Genomic DNA, 17788 nt, shown 5'->3' with positions numbered 1-17788 from the left:
GCTGACCCACGGCCACCGGCGTGTCGGCCGGACCGGCCGGGTCACCGGCGCCGCCGGGTGTGGCCGGACGCAGGGCCCGCTCGGCGAGTGTGCCGAAGGCCAGGCCCAGCGCCGTCCACAGCACCAGCTGGACCCCCAGTGACCCCAGCCGGAACTCCCACAGCAGCGACGCCGGGAACCTCGCCGGGACCTCGTCCGGCGCGGGGAACAGCGCCGCGATGGCTGTCACCGCCGCCAGGTATCCGGCCGCGGCCAGCATCCCGCCGTACCAGGCGCCGACCCGGTCGGCCAGCACCCAGCCGGCCACCACGGCGATGACGGCGAACGCCAGCGACAGCGCGGCGAGTCCGAAGTAGAGGGACGTGCGGTCGCCGATCGTGCCCGGCTGCCCGACGGCGGGCGGGTTCGCCGGGTACTTGACGAACGGCACGGCCACCACCACGACGAACGCGCCCGCCGCGAGCAGCGCCGCCGAGACCCGGGGTCGCAGCGTGCTGATCCGGCCCTGCACCAGGGCGAACACGATCGCGAACAGGCCACCGACCGCGACGCCGTAGGCGCCGGTGCCGGTGACCAGACCGATCGTGCTCTGCACGCCCCGGCTGACCGGGGCGGCCTCGCCGTGGGCGTGGCCGGAGTCCCCGGCGGCGTCGGCGTGTCCGGTGCCGTGGTCACCGCTGTGGGTGTGTCCGGCCGGGCCGCCGCTCTCCTCCAGTGCGATCGCGGCGTCGACGTGCGGCTCGCCCACGGTATAGGCGAACACCGCCGCGAGCACACCGGCGATCAGGCCCGCGAGCATGCCGCGGACCAGCAGGGTCCTCATCATGGGCCGCCCCGCTCAGTGGCAGGGGAAGGCCAGCAGGTGCCGACCATCGTGCAGGAACTCGTGGACCAGACCGTCGGTGGCCAACAGTTCCACCGCACCGGCCTCGGTGCTCACGAAGTACAGCACCGCCAGCGCCAGCAGACCGACGAACACCGCCCACGGCACGATCTCCCGCACCGGAACGCGGATCGGGGTGGGGGTGGTGGCGACATGCGCCTGTGACATCGAAACCTCCTCCGGGCTTGCGCGGCCCCTCTCGGAACGATCTCGACGACGGGTGGGTCTGACTCCCGGGGCTGACACACCCCGGACACAGTGGCGCGACCGCGCCGGACTCCCACCGGCTTCCACACCGCCGTCGAACAGCCCGCTGACCGTATGGCCCCAGCGCGCGCCCTGTCAACGCCGCGGGTCGTTCCGCGTGGCACGGCGGGAGGTGTGTCGTTCCGCGGATCGAGGTCAGCGGGAGGCGACGATGTCCAGGTCGAGGTGCAGCGTGCGCCCCGTCATCCCCGGGGCCGTCCGGATGCCGAACGCGAAGCGGTCGATCGTCGTGGTGGCCCTGGCGGTGAGGTTGCGCTCATCACCGGAGATCGTGGAGACGTCCAGCGAGATCTGCTGGGTGGTCTCCTTGACGGTCAGCCGGCCATGGAGCGTCCTGCGGTCGCCGGAGAATTCGACGCTCTCGCCGACGAACATGATGCGCGGATACCGTTCGGCATCGAGATAATCCTTCGAGCGAACGTGCTCATCGCGCTTGGCGATGCCGCTCGCGAAGGACGCGGCCGACACCGTGGCCTCCGCAGTGGACTGCTCCACCGGATCCGCCACCGTGATCGTGCCGCTGTCGACGTCGAAGGTGCCGCGTACGCCGAAGAGTCCGAGGATCGCCCTGGTTCGGAACGAGATCGCCGACCGGTCGGGATCGATGGTGTACACACCGCGGCCGAGATGCTTCCCGTCGACTTCTCCGCTGCCCACAGCACTCATCGGTGACCCCCTTCGCTGGATAGGGCACGGAGCCTAGCACCGCGGCACCCTCGCCCGGGGCATTTCGGGGCGATTGGGTTCGGGGCTCCTCAATTCTCTCAACCGTGTCGGGACCAATGACGAGGTGCCAGGAGATCGGTCGCTTCAAGTGGTGGCAAACCGTCATCGAGGTCGCGCAGTCGCTTGTAGATGTCCCGCATAACGGCTTTGTCCGGAACATGCTCGCCACCTGCGGCCCGCTTCAGCACCGTGAGTGTGTCGACCAGTTTGATTGAGCCCACCGTGTGGCCATCGACTCGGAGCCGATCCAGCCGGTTGATCTCCGCGGCCGCTGCCCGTGCTCCCGCCCCGTCATCGATGAGAACATGCACCGACTCTCCTGCCTCCGCGGTGACGACGGCGTGTGCGAGGACCATGATTTCGCCCAGGTCCTCCGGGTGAGCCATTCGTTGTGCCATCGGCTGTCGGGTGATCCGGTGGACGACCGTTGCCAGCTCCGGTGTCTGGTCGTCGGAGAGGATGTGAATCCAGCGCGGCGTGAGCTTGTGCCAGACGGTGGCGGCAGCGCGGAAGCGCACGTCCTGCCGTGCTTTGCGGAGTACCTCCTCCTGCACCGTCTCCGGTGTACTGAGCGGTCCCAGGACGCTGATCAGCAGTCGTTCTCTGTTGATGGAGAGGAAGTTGAGGCCGGGTCCGGCGTCGATGATCGGCCGGTGGTTCACGGCTCTCTCTCCGCGGTGGGGAAGTCGCCGTCAGTCGGTGCGTCCAAGTCTTCATCCAAGGCCGCCAGATCCACATGAATGTCAGGGAGGTCGGCGGGTTCCGCCCAATCCACGCGATGTTCGGCGGGTGAGACGCCCGCTTCGCGCAGGTCTCGCTGTGCGTCTTCCAGAGGAACACCCCGGAGATTGGCGACGGCCTGCGCAGGCAGCACCCCCTCCGCGTAGCCCCTGATCGCGCGGGCGAGCAACTGCTGTGGTGCTCTGCGCTGGTCGGAGTCGGCCTGTAGGGCGCGGTACTGGTCACTCCAGCCGAACCGGGCGGCCAACCCTCGAGCCGTCAGTCCCCTCGACTCCTGCTTCGCAGCGTCGTCGAGGTAACCCGTCTGGTGCAGCGCGATCCCGGCGATCTGCGGGGAGACGAGGAAGTGCTGCACGACATTGGACAGCGTTGATTGGGTTCCGAGCTTCCGGTCGCCGAGAAAGGCCCGCAAGCCTTCGGTCGGTACCAGCAGGTGGCGGGCGAAGGCGTCGGCCCGGATCTCCGCGGGACTTCTGTGGCTCCAGTTTCCGGTCTCATGGTCTGCCCAGTCCTCGAAGAGCACGTGGCCAAGTTCGTGGGCGAGTGTGCTGCGTTGCCGCATCGGTTTCCGGGTGCGCGCGACGCCGATGAACACGGTTCCGTGCTTCCGGTCGCGCATCGTCAGGCCATGTTCGTCCGGGCCCGCGTCGAGTACGGCCACGTCGATCCCCGTGGTCTGCTCGATGAGGGCCACGAGGTCGCCCAACGGCTGCACACCGAGCGTGTGTTCCGCACGGAACCGCTCGGCCGCCCTACGTCCGTCGCTTTCCGCTTTCACGACTGGTCTGCCCTCGCGTCAGATCGTGGCCGGGATGGCGTGGTCATCCAGGTAGTCGTTCAGCTCTAGAAAGTGCAGCAGGGCCTGACGCATGTCCTCCATTCCGGAGTCGTTGGTGGCCCGGGCGGCGCATTGTGCCCGGTCCGCCACCGTGCCGGTGCCGGTGAGTTGGGCGACCGTATGGCCTGTCGCCCACGCGATCGCCACCAGTTCCGGCATCTTCGCGGGCCGGCTCCCGGAAACGATCCGCGACAGCGTGGACTGCGACATGCCGGTCGCCTCCGCGAGCGCTCGCTGACTGAGGCCCGCGGCGACACGGGCATGCTCGATCAACGCGGCGGTATCCCTCGTCACCGCAGTCACCTCCAGACACCTGAATCAACAACGACCTTCTTGATTCAGGCTACCTCGGCGCTGCCCGGTCGGCCAGCCCTCACCCCGGGTGAGGTGTTCGTGAGGGGCACTTTCGCTGCGTCAGGCGCCGTGAAGGAGGCCTTCACGGCGCCTGACGCAGGGAAGGAGTCCTTCACGGCACACCCGGCACACCTGGGCGCAGGCCGGCGCGGGCGGCGATCCAGGCGGTGAGGTGGGTGGCGAGGGCGCGGTGGCCGCGGGCGTTCGGGTGCAGGCCTTCGGTGAAGTCGTCCGGGGTCGTCCAGTCGGTGGTGGGGACGTAGGCCACGCGGGCATCGCCGTAGGCCGCGACGGCGCGGCGGATGGCTGCGCTCGCCCGGGTGCCCGCGCCGTCGACGCCGACGGGGTCCATCGCGAGGATCAGAGCAGCCGGATAGCGGTGGCGCACCCGGTGCAGGTACTCGCGGTACGCGGACTCGACGGCGTATTCGTCGGCACCGTCGAGGTCGTCGTTGGTGCCCTGGTTGAGCACCACGACCTGCGGCGTCCACGGCGCGGCGGGCACGCCCGCGTAGGTGTGGGCAACCGTCGTCGCCGCCGGGGGGACACCGCCGCTGCCGCCGGTGGTCAGCCCCTGGCCGCCGAAGCCCACCTGTTCCAGACCGGCGTCGAACGCCGCCGCCACCAGCCACGGGTAGGCGCGCGTGGCGTCGGCGCCGTCCGGGCCCGACTCGGTGCCGAGGATGTTCACGCCCTGTGTGATCGAGTCACCGAGGAACGTCAACCGCGTCCCGGGCACCGGGGCGGCGTCGTGCACCTCGGACCCGGTGGGCAGGTCGAGACCGGTGAGGCGCAGGGCCGAGGTCAATGGCGGCGTCCAGCGTTCGCCGCGTTCGTCGACGTCCTTCACCGCGAGCATCAGCTCGTGCGCACCGGGGCGCAGCCCGTCCGGAGTCAGCCGGATCCGGTCCCGGTCCACGATGATGGGCGGGCCCCACACGCCGTCGACCACGGCGTAGACCTGCGGCGGGTACGCGACGCCCGCGGTGTCGAACCGGGCGGTGACCTCGCTGCCGGAGAACCGCAGGAACGCGCGCGCCCCGCTGGTGACCGTGGTGGCCGCGTGCGTGCGGACGTCCCACCGGCCCTCGTAGCGCAGCGCCGGACTGTCCGGGGGCACAACAGGGGCCTCCCGGTCGACGGGTGGGGGAGCGGGCCCCTCGTCGTGCCCGGTCACCGTGGCGGCCTGCCCACCGGTGCGGTCGCCGGACCCCCGCACCGCACGTGGCCGTCGTCGCGGACGCACGTGCCGTCCGCCGAACCGGTTGCCATGGGTAACCAGTACACCGGGGCGCCACTGCGCGGCAGTCCCGTGTCCCTCGTCCGGTGCACGGTGAAGTGGGTGCGGTAGGAGGTCCCATCCCTGTACGTCCCGCGCAGGTGCAGCCGGACCGTCCCTTCCGCCGGATGCGTCACCGAGACGATCTCGGGCATCGAGTCGTCGGGTAACAGGTTCTTTCGCCACGCATCCCGGAGCAGCACGCCGCAGATGCCTGCGCCGTCGGCGATGCTGCGGCACAGCCCGTCGTAGTCGTCGGCGCGCGCCAGCCGCACCGCCTCCGTCAGCAGGGCCTCCGCGTCCGCTACGGAGGCCGGGCGGGGCGCCGGTTCGGGTTCCCGCTCCTCCAGGGAGACCAGCGCGGCCACGAAAGCGAACCCCGCCACGAGCGACCACGCCACGCGGGGCCGGGCACCGGGGCGCTCGCTCGTGCGGACGCCCGATCGCTCATCGCCACGCATCCGACAGCGTCTCCGGGCACAGATCGAAGTCCAGGGCCCGGAAGCTGTCGACAGCTTGGCTGCGGCGCCATTCGTCCACGACTTGCCACAGTGCCTGGTGAACCGTCCGGCCGGGTTCTCCACCGGTGCCCAGGATGTCCGCGGCCTGCCGGACAAGGCCATCGTCCAGGTCGATCGCGGTCCACGTCACGGTCGTCCACCGCCGTTCGGGGTCAACGGATATCGAGCACCCCGGAAACGAGGAACAGACCGTGGAACTCAAGGTGCGTCAAGGGCACTTTACCTGCGCCCGACCCCGTGAGGGGCACTTTCACTGCACCAGACGCCGTGAAGGCCCCCTTCACTGCACTCAGCGCAGCGAAGGGGGCCTTCACGGCACAACCCGGGTGAGGACCGCCGTCAGGAGATGGGGCGGTCGGTGGGGTTGATGGGGCGGGGGAGGACGTCGCGGTCGGTGAGGTAGGCGTCGACGCCCGCGGCGGCCGAGCGGCCCTCGGCGATGGCCCACACGATCAGCGACTGGCCGCGGCCCATGTCCCCGGCGACGAAGACGTTGTCCTCGCTGGTGCGGTAGGCGGAGTCGCGGGCGACGTTGCCGCGCTGGTCCAGCTCCACGCCCAGCTCGTCCAGCAGGCCCTCCTGCTGCGGGCCGACGAAGCCCATCGCCAGCAGGGTGAGCTGCGCCGGGATCTCCCGCTCGGTGCCCTCCACGGGGACGAACTTCCCGCCCTCGTTGCGCACCTCCACCAGCTTCAGCGCCCGCAGGTGGCCCTCGTCGTCGGCGAGGAACTCCTGGGTGTTCACCGAGTACAGCCGCTCGCCGCCCTCCTCGTGCGCCGAGGACACCCGGTAGATCATCGGGTACATCGGCCACGGGTGCGCCTCGGAGCGGGACTCCGGCGGCTTCGGCATGATCTCCAGCTGGGTCACCGAGCGGGCGCCCTGCCGGTGCGCGGTGCCGACACAGTCGGCGCCGGTGTCGCCGCCGCCGATGACAACGACGTCCTTGCCCGCCGCGCTGATCGGCGCCTCGGCCAGCTCACCGGAGGCCACCCGGTTCGCCCAGGGCAGGTACTCCATCGCCTGGTACACGCCCGGGGTGTCGCGGCCGGTGGTGGGCAGGTCCCGCCACGCCGTCGCCCCGCCCGCGAGCACCACGGCGTCGTACCCGTCGCGCAGCTGATCGACGGTGACGTCCACACCCACGTTCACGTTGGTGCGGAACTCGGTGCCCTCGGCCCGCATCTGGTCGAGCCTGCGGTCCAGCCGGAACTTCTCCATCTTGAACTCGGGGATGCCGTAGCGCAGCAGCCCGCCGATCGCGTCGGCCCGCTCCAGCACGACGACGTCGTGCCCGGCGCGGGTGAGCTGCTGGGCCGCGGCCAGCCCGGCCGGGCCGGAGCCGACCACGGCGACCTTCTTCCCGGTGCGCGTGGCGGGCGGCTGCGGCGTGACCCAGCCTTCCTCCCACGCACGGTCGATGATCGAGATCTCGACCCGCTTGATGGTCACCGGGTCGTCGTTGATGCCCAGCACGCACGCCGTCTCGCACGGCGCGGGGCACAGGGTGCCGGTGAACTCGGGGAAGTTGTTCGTGGCGTGCAGACGCTCGATCGCCGCGCGCCAGTCGTCGCGCCAGGTGAGCGTGTTCCACTCGGGAATGAGGTTACCGAGCGGGCAGCCCTCGTGGCAGAACGGGATGCCGCAGTCCATGCAGCGGCCCGCCTGCTTGGTCAGCTTCGAGTTCTCGAACTCCTCGTAGACCTCACGCCAGTCCTTGATGCGCACGTCGACCGGGCGCGACTTCGGCGTCTGCCGCGGTGTGGTGAGAAAACCCTTGGGGTCAGCCATCAGCCGTCTCCTTGTTCGCGCGGGCCGGGACCCGCTCGGCCGTCACGGGGCCACGCCGACCTCACCCGTGCGCCGCCACGGCCGTCCGCGGGGTGTCCGCGGCCGACCGGCGCGCACGGGTGAGCGGTCGGCGTCATCCGTGCGCCGCCTCCATGATCGCTTCGTTGACGTCCCTGCCGTCGCGCTCGGCCGCCGCCTGCGCCGTGAGTACCCGCTTGAAGTCCTTCGGCATGACCTTGCCGAACCGCGGCAGCGCGGCGTCCCAGTCGGTGAGCAGCGTGTGCGCCACGGCCGAGCCGGTCTCGGCGTGGTGGCGCTCCACGGCGTCCCGCAGCACCGCCGAGTCCTCGTCGTCGAGCGGGTCGAGGTCGACCATCTCGCCGTTGACCCGGTTCGGGTCGAGGTCGAGCACGTAGGCCACCCCGCCGGACATGCCTGCCGCGAAGTTGCGGCCGGTGGGGCCGAGCACCACCACGCGCCCGCCGGTCATGTACTCGCAGCCGTGGTCGCCCACGCCCTCGACGACGGCCAGTGCGCCCGAGTTGCGCACGCAGAACCGCTCACCGACCTGCCCGCGCAGGAAGATCTGCCCGCCCGTGGCGCCGTAGCCGATGACGTTGCCCGCGATGATGTGCTTCTCGGCCGCGAAGTGCGCGTCCTTCGGCGGATGCACCACGATCCGGCCGCCGGACAGTCCCTTGCCGACGTAGTCGTTGGCGTCGCCGGACAGCCGCAGGGTGATGCCCCGCGGGACGAAGGCACCGAACGACTGCCCCGCCGTGCCGGTGAAGGTCACGTCGATCGTGTCGTCGGGCAGGCCCTCGCCGCCCCACTTCGTCGTCAGCTCCGCGCCGAGCATCGTGCCGACGGTGCGGTTGACGTTGCGCACCGGCAGTTCCAGCGTCACCCGGTCGCCCGAGGCCAGCGCGCCCTCGGCGAGCTGGATGAGCGTGTTGTCCAGCGCCTTGTCCAGGCTGTGGTCCTGCTCGACCACCCGGTGCCGCGGGGTGCCCGGCTCCAGCTCGGGGACGTGGAAGATCGGCGCGAGGTCCAGCCCGGACGCCTTCCAGTGGTCCACGGCCTTGCGGGTGTCCAGCAGCTCGGCGTGCCCGACGGCCTCCTCGATCGAGCGGAAGCCCAGCGCGGCCAGGTACTCGCGCACCTCCTGGGCGATGAACTCGAAGAAGTTCACCACGTAGTCGGCCTTGCCGCTGAACTTCTCGCGCAGCGCCGGGTTCTGCGTGGCCACACCGACCGGGCAGGTGTCCAGGTGGCACACCCGCATCATGATGCAGCCGGACACCACCAGCGGTGCGGTGGCGAAGCCGAACTCCTCGGCGCCCAGCAGCGCCGCCACGATCACGTCCCGGCCGGTCTTGAGCTGGCCGTCGGTCTGCACGGTGATCCGGTCGCGCAGCCGGTTGGCCAGCAGCGTCTGCTGCGTCTCGGCCAGGCCCAACTCCCACGGGCCGCCCGCGTGCTTGATCGACGACAGCGGGGAGGCGCCGGTGCCGCCGTCGTGCCCGGAGATGAGCACCACGTCGGCGTGCGCCTTGGACACGCCCGCCGCGACCGTGCCGACCCCGACCTCGGACACCAGCTTCACGTGGATGCGGGCGGCCGGGTTGGCGTTCTTCAGGTCGTGGATCAGCTGCGCCAGGTCCTCGATCGAGTAGATGTCGTGGTGCGGCGGCGGCGAGATCAGCCCCACACCCGCGGTGGAGTGCCGGGTCTTGGCGATCCACGGGTACACCTTGCCGCCGGGCAGCTGCCCGCCCTCACCGGGCTTGGCGCCCTGCGCCATCTTGATCTGGATGTCGTCCGAGTTCACCAGGTACTCGCTGGTGACGCCGAACCGTCCACTGGCGACCTGCTTGACCGCACTGCGGCGCTCCGGGTCGTAGAGTCGCTCGGGGTCCTCGCCGCCCTCACCGGTGTTGGACTTGCCGCCCAGCCGGTTCATCGCGACGGCCAGCGTCTCGTGCATCTCCTGCGAGATGGAACCGTAGGAGATGGCGCCGGTGGCGAACCGCTTGACGATCTCGGAGACCGGCTCGACCTCCTCGATCGGCACCGGCTCCCGCACGCCCTCCTTGAGGTCGAACAGCCCGCGCAGCGTCATCAGCCGCTCGGACTGGTCGTCGACCGACCGCGTGTACTCCTTGAAGATGTCGTACTGGCCGCTGCGGGTGGAGTGCTGCAGCTTGAACACCGTCTGCGGGTTGAACAGGTGCGGCTCGCCCTCGCGCCGCCACTGGTAGTCGCCGCCGATGGCCAGCTCCCGGTGGTGGGCCTGCACCCCGTCGGCCGGGAACGCCGTGCGGTGCCGCTCGGCGACCTCGTGCGCCAGCAGGTCGAAGCCCACCCCGCCGAGGCGGGAGGTGGTCCCGGCGAAGCAGGCGTCGATGACCTCGGAGCCCAGCCCGATCGCCTCGAAGATCTGGGCGCCGGTGTAGGAGGCCACGGTGGACACGCCCATCTTGGACATCGTCTTCCGCACGCCCTTGCCCAGCGCCTTGATCAGATTTTGGGTGGCCTGACCCGGGGTGACGTCGCCGAGCTTGCCCTGACCGGCCATCTCCTCGACGGTGGCCATCGCCATGTACGGGTTCACCGCCGCCGCGCCGTAGCCGATCAGCAGCGCGATGTGGTGCACCTCGCGGGCGTCGCCCGACTCGACCACCAGACCGACCTGGGTGCGGCTCTTCTCCCGCACCAGGTGGTGGTGCACCGCGCCGGTCAGCAGCAACGACGGGATCGCGGCGTGGTCGGCGTCCACCCCGCGGTCGGACAGCACGATCAGCCGCGCGCCGCCCGCGATGGCCTCGCTGACCTCGGCGCGGATCTCGTCCAGGCGGGCCCGCAGCGCCTCGCCGCCCCCGGCGACGTGGTAGGTGCCGTGCACGGTGTGCGCCTGGAACTCCGGCAGGTCGCCGTCGTCGTTGACGTGCACGAGCTTGGCCAGCTCGTCGTTGTCCAGCACCGGGAACGGCAGCACGATCTTGCGGCAGTGCCCGGGTCCGGCGTCGAGCAGGTTCGGCTCCGAGCCGACCTGGGTGCCCAGCGCGGTCACCATCTCCTCGCGGATGGCGTCCAACGGCGGGTTGGTGACCTGGGCGAACAGTTGGGTGAAGTAGTCGAAGATCGAGCGGGACCGGCTGGTCAGCGGCGCCAGCGGGGAGTCGTTGCCCATCGAACCGATCGGCTCCGCACCGGAGCGGGCCATGGGTTCGAGCAGCACACCGAGTTCCTCCTCGGTGTAGCCGAACGCCTGCTGCCTGCGAACCAGCGAGGAGTGCGACGGCGTCTCGCGCTCACGGCGGGGCAGCTCGCCCAGCCGGAGCATGCCCTCGTCGAGCCAGTCGCCGTACGGGTGCTCCGCGGCGAGCCCGCCCTTGATCTCCTCGTCGTCGACGATGCGGCCCTCGGCGGTGTCCACGAGGAACATCCGGCCCGGCTCCAAGCGACCCTTGCGCACCACCGACGACTGGTCGAGCTCCAGCACGCCGACCTCGCTGGCCAGCACCACCAGCCCGTCCTCGGTCACCCAGTACCGGGCGGGCCGCAGGCCGTTGCGGTCGAGCACGGCGCCGATCTGCGTGCCGTCGGTGAACGACACCAGCGCGGGGCCGTCCCACGGCTCCATCAGCGTGGAGTGGAACTCGTAGAACGCCCGGCGCGCGGGGTCCATCTCCGAGTGGTTCTCCCACGCCTCCGGGATCATCATCAGCACCGCGTGCGGCAGCGACCGCCCGCCCAGGTGCAGCAGCTCCAGCACCTCGTCGAACGACGCCGAGTCGCTGGCGTCCGGGCTGACGATCGGGTAGAGGCGGCGCAGTTCGCCCGGGATGAGGTCGGTGGACATCTGCGACTCGCGGGCGTTCATCCAGTTGCGGTTGCCCTTGAGCGTGTTGATCTCACCGTTGTGCGCGACGAAGCGGTAGGGGTGCGCCAGCGGCCACGACGGGAACGTGTTCGTGGAGAACCGGGAGTGCACCAGGCCGATCGCACTGACCACACGCTCGTCGGTGAGGTCCGGGAAGAAGCGCTCCACCTGCGGTTCGGTGAGCATCCCCTTGTAGACGATCGTGCGCGCGGACAGGCTCGGGAAGTACACCTGCTGCTCGGCGAGCGCGTGCTCGGTGCGCTTGCGCACGCAGAACGCGGCCCGTTCCAGCGCCAGCCCGGTGACGTCGTCCCGGTGCGGGGTGAGGAAGACCTGCGTGAAGTGCGGCATCGTGCTCGCCGCGGTGGGGCCGACGTGGTCGCCGTCCACGGGGAGGTCGCGCCAGCCGAGGACACGCATGTCCTCCTCGGCCGCGATCCGCTCGATCGTGGACATTGCCTTGCCGCGTGCCTGCTCGTCGGTGGGCAGGAAGGCGGTGCCGACGGCGTAGGCGCCGGGCTCGGGCAGGTCGAAGTCCACGACCTCGCGGTAGAATGCGTCCGGGACCTGGATCAGGATGCCTGCGCCGTCCCCGGTCTCGGGTTCGGAGCCACGGGCACCGCGGTGTTCCAGGTTGCGCAGGGCGACGAGGGCCTTCGCGACGATACTGTGGTCCTTGCGGCCCGCGAGGTCGGCGACGAAGGCGACGCCACAGGCGTCGTGCTCGTACTCGCTGTCGTACAAGCCGCCGACGGGCTCGTGCGGTGCGTGGCGGGTCACGGCTGGCCGCCTCCTATGGCTCGGCACAACCGGGCCGGCGCCGGACCGACGCCTTCGTGCGGTCGACTAACGCTGTGGCCCGTTGGTGCGATGGTCAGTACGGGAAAGGTCGATGCCGTTGCGACGGTGCGACGGATCTCGCATCGGAGTGACCACACTGCGTTGTGCGGCGCTGAGCACTGCGCTGCCACGGACGGCCGACAGGTGGGCCGACCGTTCCGGCGCGCGAATGACTCCCGGGTTCGCCGGTCTTATGACGATAGTGTGAAATCGCGCTTCTCGGGATAGGTGCGATGTTGCAAGTGGGAAACACCACGCCGGGATTGACGGGTGCCCCGCGAACCTGCTTGCCCACCAGCATACCGGCATGACCTCGGATGACACACTTCCGGGGTAGGGTCTGCGCATGGCTGACACCCGGTTGGATCCAAAAGACTTTCTCGGCGTCGACGACGGCCTCTCGGCCGAGGAACGCGACATCCGCGACGCGGTACGGGAATTCGCGCGGGCGGAGCTGGAACCGAGGATCGCGGACTGGTACGAGACGGGGAACCTGCCCGCCCGCGACCTGGCGAAGGACTTCGGCCGGTTGGGGGTGCTGGGGATGCACCTGACCGGATACGGCTGTGCGGGTACCTCCGCCGTCGCCTACGGCGTCGCCTGCCGCGAACTGGAGGCCGTGGACTCGGGACTGCGCAGCTTCGTCTCCGTGCAGGGCTCGCTGGCGATGTTCGCGATCCACCGGTGGGGCAGCGAGGAGCAGAAGCAGCGCTGGCTGCCCGCGATGGCCACCGGGGAGGCGCTGGGCTGCTTCGGGCTCACCGAACCGGACGCGGGCAGTGACCCGGCGTCCATGCGTACCCGTGCCCGTCGGGACGGCTCCGACTGGATCCTCGACGGCACCAAGATGTGGATCACCAACGGCACGGTGGCCGACGTGGCCGTGGTGTGGGCGCGGACCGACGAGGGCGTACGCGGGTTCGTCGTCCCCACCGACACCCCGGGCTTCACCGCCACCGAGGTCACCCGCAAGCTGTCCCTGCGGGCGTCGCTGACGGCGGAGCTGGTACTCGACGGCGTCCGGCTGCCCGCCGACGCGGTGCTGCCCGAGGTCACCGGCCTGCGGGGGCCGCTGTCCTGCCTGAACGAGGCCCGCTACGGCATCCTGTTCGGCGCGGTGGGCGCGGCGCGCACCTGCTACGAGGCCGCGCTGGAGTACACGACCACGCGTGAGCAGTTCGGCGAACCACTGGCGGCCTATCAGCTCACCCAACGCAAACTCGCCGATCTGGTGGTGGAGGTCAACCGCGCCGGGCTGACGGCGCTGCACCTGGGGCGGCTCAAGGACGCGGGCACCCTGCACCACAACCAGGTCAGTTTCGGCAAGCTGGCCAACGTCCGCTCCGCGCTGGACGTGGCCCGCACCGCGCGTTCGATGCTGGGAGCCAACGGCATCTCCCTGGAGTACCCGGTGATGCGGCACATGACCAACCTGGAGACGGTGCTGACCTACGAGGGCACCGAGGAGATGCACGCCCTGTCGATCGGCAACGCGGTCACCGGCATCCCGGCGTTCCGGGTGTCCTGAGGCCGCCGGTCGCCGACCGCTGCGGTCCGGGGCCGGGCGGGTGTCTCAGCCGGACAGCGCCGTCAGCAGCGCCCCGGCGGCCAGCCCGGCCCCGGTGACGCAGGCGGCGACGATTCCGGTGACCCGCCACGTCAGGGCTCTGCCGACCATCAGCATCGACGGCAGACTCACGGCGGGCAGCGTGATCAGCAGGACTCCGGAGACGGCGGGCGGCAGTCCCGCGGCCGTCGCCGCCAGCAGCACCGGGATCTCCCCGCCGGTGGGGATCACCACGAGCAGCCCCAGTACGGCGGCGACCAGCAGAGCGGGCACGAGGTGACCCTCGGTGCCCGCCGCCAACGGGTGCAGCCGTGCACCCAGCGAGCCCACGGCGAACACCAGCACCGCGTACTCGGGGACGAGCAGCACCGTGAACCGGGCGAGGGCCGTGGCGAGCCGGCGTGGCGCCGGACGCGGGTCGGCGGCCACCGCGGGTGGTGCCGTGCCGCCCGGGGCCTCCCCCGGGAGCATCCGCGCGACGAGCAGGCCCACGCCGAACACGAGCGCGACTCCGACCAGCAACCGGGTCAGCGGCCACTGCCACGGACCCACCAGCGCCAGGAACACCAGCACGGCCGGGTTCAGCACCGGGTTTCCCAGCCAGAACGACACCGCCGAGCCGGGGGCGAGGCCGCTGCGGCGAGCGTCACCGTCTTCGCGCTGTACGGCAGCCATTTCGCGAACACCAGTGCGCCGACCGCCATCACCGCGAACAGGGCGAGACCGAGCGGAACCGCCCTTGGCCGCGCGAGCTGTCGGATACCCAGCATGCACGGCCGGATACCCCGGGTGTTCACCCGTCAAGCGTGTGGGCGCCGATGCCGAACCCCGGTCCCGGTCGCTCCGGGGCGGTGCCTGCCGGGGCCGGTGTTCGCCGGGTGGTGTGGTCGACGGAGGGGTGACCGTGGTGCCGGGGCGCGGGCGGCCGTCGGGTCGCCGCGCCCCGGCACCACGGTCAGTGGCTCACCAGCGAGGGGGTGAGTGCGCGTTCTCCCGCGTCGGTGAGGACGGCGGGGACGCGCTGGCCCGGCCTTCCGGTGTGCGCGGGTGCGATCAGACCGGCTCGCGCGAGGCGGGCCGCGGTGGCCTGGTCGCAGCAGGCCAGTCCGTCGACGAAGAGGTCGGGCTCGCGACTACAGGTGATCTCGGCTTCCCCCCGGGACACGGCGCGCAGCGTCGCACGTTCCCGGTGGTTCAGATCATGGTCGGTACTGTCGCCGTGCTCCGTGTCGTTGTTCTCCTGAGGCACGGGGCGCCTCCTTGCTCCTGCGGCGACCGGCGTCTTTACCGGTCGTTTGCCAATAATTCAACCCCGTGCCGCAGCATATCTCAGCGCTGTGTGCCGAATCTCATCCGTCCGGGGCACGACAGGAGTCGGTTCTCCGGGAGCCGCCCCACTCAGCGTGCGTCGTCGAACAGGGCGGTCACACTACCGAGTTCGGAGAGGGTCGCGACCACCGCGTCGCCGGGTGTCACCGGGAACGCCCGGGTCATCGACCCGGGCAGCACCACGTGCCCGGGTTCCAGCCCGATCCCCAGCGGACCCAGGGTGTTGGCCAGCCACACCAGGGCGTTGACCGGGGAGCCGAGCACCGCCGCCCCCGCCCCGGTGGCGACGAGCTCGCCGCCCAGATGCAGGGTGCAGCCCACCGTCCGCAGGTCCACCGCGGACAACGGGGTCGGCCTGCTGCCCAGGACCACGCCGCCGGAGGAGGCGTTGTCCGCGATGGTGTCGACGATCGAGATCTTCCAGTCGCGGACGCGGGAGTCGACGATCTCCAGCGCGGGCAGCACGAACTCGACGGCCCGCACGGCGTCGGCCGTGGTCACGCCCGGTCCGGACAACGGCCTGCCGAGCACGAACGCCACCTCCGGCTCGATGCGCGGCTGGAGGTAGGTCGTCGCCGGGATCGGCTGCTGCTCCGGGTGGAACATGTCGCTGAGCAGGTGACCGTAGTCCGGCTGGTCCACGCCCATCTGCTCCTGCATGGCGGGCGAGGACAGCCCCACCTTGTGCCCCTTGACGAGCTGGCCCGCGCCGGTCCAGTGCCGCACCTGTTCCTGCTGGATGCGGTAGGCGTCGAGCACCGTCGCCCCGGGATACTCGTCGATCACCGGGGCCGTCGGCTCCCCGGTCTCGTAGGCCTGCAGGAACCGGGCCGCCACGTCCTGGGTGTTCATGGCCGCACACCGTGGTCGTCGGCGCCCGCGCGCGCAAGAACCGTGTTCCGGTCAGCGGGATCGCCTGCGCCGGGTGCTCAGCCGGACGTGCCCGCGGTGATCGCCCGGTCGAGGACCTGGGCCAGGTGCAGCGACTCCCGGCCGGTGAGGTCGGCGATCTGGGTGCGGCAGCTGAACCCGTCGGCCAGCACCAGCGTGTCCTCGTCCGCGGCGGTCACCTCGGGGACCAGCACGCGCTCGGCCGCACCGACCGACACCTCGTGGTGCCCGCGTTCGACACCGAAGTTGCCCGCCAGCCCGCAGCAGCCCGAGTCGAGGGTGCGGTTGTCCACGCCGACCCGGCGCAGCAGACGCTCCTCGGCGGCGTTGCCCATGACGGCGTGCTGGTGGCAGTGCTGCTGGGTCAGCGCCTCCGCCCCGAGCGTGCCGAAGTCGGCCTCCGGCGCCTCGCGCTGGAGGAACTCGCCGAGCGTGCGCGCGTCGATCTCCGGCACGTCCAGCAGGTCGTGGATGTCGTGCCGGAACACGGCCAGGCAGCTCGGTTCGAGACCGACCACCGGGGTGCCCGCGGCGAGTTCGGGGGCGAGCACGTCCAGGCTGTGCCGCAGCACCCGGCGCGCGATGTCCAGCTGGCCCGTGGAGATCCAGGTCAGCCCGCAGCACACCGACCCGCGCGGCAGCACCACGTCGAACCCGGCGTGCTCCAGCACCCGGGTGGCCGCCGCGCCGATCTCCGGGGAGAAGTGGTTCGTGAACGTGTCCGGCCACAGCACCACACGCGGACGGTCGCCGTCTCCCGACGGGGGAGCGGGCCGCCGGCGCCACGCGCGCCGGAACGTGGTGCGGGCGAACGCGGGCAGGTCCCGCTCGGCGGCGATACCCCCGAGCTGTTTGACCACCCCGGACACGCCGGGCGTGCGCAGCACGCGGTTCACGACCCCGGGCGCGGCCGAGGCGAGCCGCGCCCACAGCGGCAGGAAGCCGAGCGAGTAGTGACTGGCGGGCCGCAGCGTGCCCGCGTAGTGCTGGTGCAGGAATTCGGCCTTGTACGAGGCCATGTCGACGTTGACCGGACAGTCGGACAGGCACCCCTTGCACGCCAGGCACAGGTCCAGCGCGTCGCGGACCTCGGCCGAGTCCCAGCCGTCGGTCACGGTCTCGCCGCGCATCATCTCGTGCAGCAGCCGCGCCCGCCCGCGCGTGGAATGTTCCTCCCGGCCGGTGACCATGTAGCTCGGGCACATCACCCCGCTCGTGGTGTCCACGCACTTGCCCACCCCGACGCAGCGCCGGGCGGCGGTGGCGAGGCTGCCGCCGTCGTGCGGGTACCGCAGCGTGATCGGGAGTTCCCGGGTGGGCCCGGAGAACCGCAGGTCGGCGTCCAGTGGACGCGGGCGGACGAGGTTGCCCGGGTTGAGCAGGTCGTCGGGGTCCCAGGCCGCCTTGAACGCCTCGAACAGCCGCAGCAGCGACGCCGGGTACATCCGCTCCAGCAGCTCCGCGCGGGCCTGCCCGTCGCCGTGCTCGCCGGAGAGCGACCCGCCGTGGGACACGACGAGATCGGCCGCCTCGGTCAGGAACTCCCGGAACACCCGCACCCCGTCCTCGTGCACGAGGTCGAAGTCGATGCGCACGTGCACACAGCCCTCGCCGAAGTGCCCGTACGGGATGCCGCGCAGCCCGTGCCGGGCCAGCAGCGCGCGGAAGTCGCGCAGGTAGGCGCCGAGCCGCGCGGGCGGGACCGCGGCGTCCTCCCACCCGGGCCAGGCCTCCGACCCGTCGGCCATGCGGGTGGCGATCCCGGCCGCGGACTCCCGGATCGACCACAGTTGGCGGGCCTGCGCCGGGTCGGTGGCCACGGCCGTGCTCGCGCCGGTCTCCCGGGTGAGCGTGGCGGCCAGCTCCTCCGCGCGG

Annotated in this window: 16 protein-coding genes; 1 reads left to right on the top strand and 15 read right to left on the bottom strand. The window is 71.2% G+C overall.

The window, feature by feature from the left end:
* The 11 genes from SACPADRAFT_RS27695 to gltB all read right to left on the bottom strand — a co-directional run.
* The coding region (locus tag SACPADRAFT_RS27695) for a CbtA family protein (RefSeq protein ID WP_084258432.1) at positions 1-826 on the bottom strand (826 nt) is incomplete at its 3' end.
* Positions 827-838: 12 nt separating this feature from the next.
* On the bottom strand, positions 839-1051 hold the full coding sequence (locus SACPADRAFT_RS0213825; RefSeq protein ID WP_007024239.1) for a CbtB domain-containing protein: 213 nt from the start codon (positions 1049-1051) through the stop codon (positions 839-841).
* A gap of 234 nt (positions 1052-1285) precedes the next feature.
* Positions 1286-1816: a YceI family protein gene (locus SACPADRAFT_RS0213820; RefSeq protein WP_007024238.1), complete on the bottom strand. Its 531-nt coding sequence runs from the start codon at positions 1814-1816 to the stop codon at positions 1286-1288.
* 98 nt (positions 1817-1914) lie between these two features.
* Positions 1915-2538, bottom strand: a complete 624-nt coding sequence (locus SACPADRAFT_RS0213815; protein ID WP_007024237.1) for a PIN domain-containing protein — start codon at positions 2536-2538, stop codon at positions 1915-1917.
* Positions 2535-3395: an ImmA/IrrE family metallo-endopeptidase gene (locus SACPADRAFT_RS0213810; RefSeq protein ID WP_007024236.1), complete on the bottom strand. Its 861-nt coding sequence runs from the start codon at positions 3393-3395 to the stop codon at positions 2535-2537. The genes SACPADRAFT_RS0213815 and SACPADRAFT_RS0213810 overlap by 4 nt, the downstream gene beginning before the upstream one ends.
* Before the next feature lie 18 nt (positions 3396-3413).
* Positions 3414-3749 carry a helix-turn-helix domain-containing protein gene (locus tag SACPADRAFT_RS0213805; protein ID WP_007024235.1) on the bottom strand — a complete coding sequence of 112 codons (336 nt, stop codon included), beginning with the start codon at positions 3747-3749 and terminating at the stop codon, positions 3414-3416.
* Positions 3750-3921: 172 nt separating this feature from the next.
* Positions 3922-4986 carry an SGNH/GDSL hydrolase family protein gene (locus SACPADRAFT_RS27690; RefSeq protein ID WP_198048322.1) on the bottom strand — a complete coding sequence of 355 codons (1065 nt, stop codon included), beginning with the start codon at positions 4984-4986 and terminating at the stop codon, positions 3922-3924.
* On the bottom strand, positions 4983-5474 hold the full coding sequence (locus SACPADRAFT_RS0213795) for a hypothetical protein (RefSeq protein ID WP_233357181.1): 492 nt from the start codon (positions 5472-5474) through the stop codon (positions 4983-4985). The genes SACPADRAFT_RS27690 and SACPADRAFT_RS0213795 overlap by 4 nt, the downstream gene beginning before the upstream one ends.
* 61 nt (positions 5475-5535) lie before the next feature.
* A complete protein-coding gene (locus SACPADRAFT_RS0213790) occupies positions 5536-5739 on the bottom strand; it encodes a hypothetical protein (RefSeq protein WP_007024232.1) in 204 nt (67 codons plus the stop codon).
* Between the two features lie 209 nt (positions 5740-5948).
* Positions 5949-7400, bottom strand: coding sequence for a glutamate synthase subunit beta (locus SACPADRAFT_RS0213785; RefSeq protein ID WP_007024231.1), 1452 nt, complete (start codon positions 7398-7400; stop codon positions 5949-5951).
* Between the two features lie 133 nt (positions 7401-7533).
* Positions 7534-12066, bottom strand: coding sequence for a glutamate synthase large subunit (gltB, locus tag SACPADRAFT_RS0213780; protein WP_007024230.1), 4533 nt, complete (start codon positions 12064-12066; stop codon positions 7534-7536).
* Positions 12067-12472: 406 nt separating this feature from the next.
* On the opposite strand from gltB, the gene SACPADRAFT_RS0213775 reads away from it, so the two are divergent.
* The gene (locus tag SACPADRAFT_RS0213775; protein ID WP_007024229.1) at positions 12473-13654 is read left to right on the top strand and encodes an acyl-CoA dehydrogenase family protein; all 1182 of its coding nucleotides are present in this window, start codon (positions 12473-12475) and stop codon (positions 13652-13654) included.
* A gap of 45 nt (positions 13655-13699) precedes the next feature.
* Here SACPADRAFT_RS0213775 and SACPADRAFT_RS27685 read toward each other — a convergent pair whose 3' ends face one another.
* From SACPADRAFT_RS27685 to SACPADRAFT_RS27680, 4 genes are all read right to left on the bottom strand, one after another.
* Complete coding sequence (locus SACPADRAFT_RS27685; protein ID WP_007024228.1) at positions 13700-14368, bottom strand: hypothetical protein; 669 nt, start codon at positions 14366-14368, stop codon at positions 13700-13702.
* Between the two features lie 280 nt (positions 14369-14648).
* Positions 14649-14942, bottom strand: coding sequence for a hypothetical protein (locus SACPADRAFT_RS0213765; RefSeq protein WP_007024227.1), 294 nt, complete (start codon positions 14940-14942; stop codon positions 14649-14651).
* 149 nt (positions 14943-15091) lie between these two features.
* Positions 15092-15874: a 2-keto-4-pentenoate hydratase gene (locus SACPADRAFT_RS0213760; protein ID WP_007024226.1), complete on the bottom strand. Its 783-nt coding sequence runs from the start codon at positions 15872-15874 to the stop codon at positions 15092-15094.
* A gap of 77 nt (positions 15875-15951) precedes the next feature.
* Positions 15952-17788: FAD-binding and (Fe-S)-binding domain-containing protein (locus SACPADRAFT_RS27680; RefSeq protein WP_007024225.1), on the bottom strand; the 1837-nt coding region annotated here is incomplete at its 5' end.

Source organism: Saccharomonospora iraqiensis subsp. paurometabolica YIM 90007 (genome assembly GCF_000231035.2).
Classification (GTDB): Bacteria; Actinomycetota; Actinomycetes; order Mycobacteriales; family Pseudonocardiaceae; genus Saccharomonospora; species Saccharomonospora paurometabolica.
Note: the sequence above shows the minus strand (reverse complement) of the source record. Positions and strands in the feature narration are given on the sequence as shown.

Coding starts and splice junctions, on each gene's coding strand:
- SACPADRAFT_RS0213760 (WP_007024226.1), bottom strand. CDS start 15,874: ATGAACACCCAGGACGTGGCGGCCCGGTTCCTGCAGGCCTACGAGACC.
- SACPADRAFT_RS0213825 (WP_007024239.1), bottom strand. CDS start 1,051: ATGTCACAGGCGCATGTCGCCACCACCCCCACCCCGATCCGCGTTCCG.
- SACPADRAFT_RS0213775 (WP_007024229.1), top strand. CDS start 12,473: ATGGCTGACACCCGGTTGGATCCAAAAGACTTTCTCGGCGTCGACGAC.
- SACPADRAFT_RS27685 (WP_007024228.1), bottom strand. CDS start 14,368: ATGGCTGCCGTACAGCGCGAAGACGGTGACGCTCGCCGCAGCGGCCTC.
- SACPADRAFT_RS0213820 (WP_007024238.1), bottom strand. CDS start 1,816: ATGAGTGCTGTGGGCAGCGGAGAAGTCGACGGGAAGCATCTCGGCCGC.
- SACPADRAFT_RS0213785 (WP_007024231.1), bottom strand. CDS start 7,400: ATGGCTGACCCCAAGGGTTTTCTCACCACACCGCGGCAGACGCCGAAG.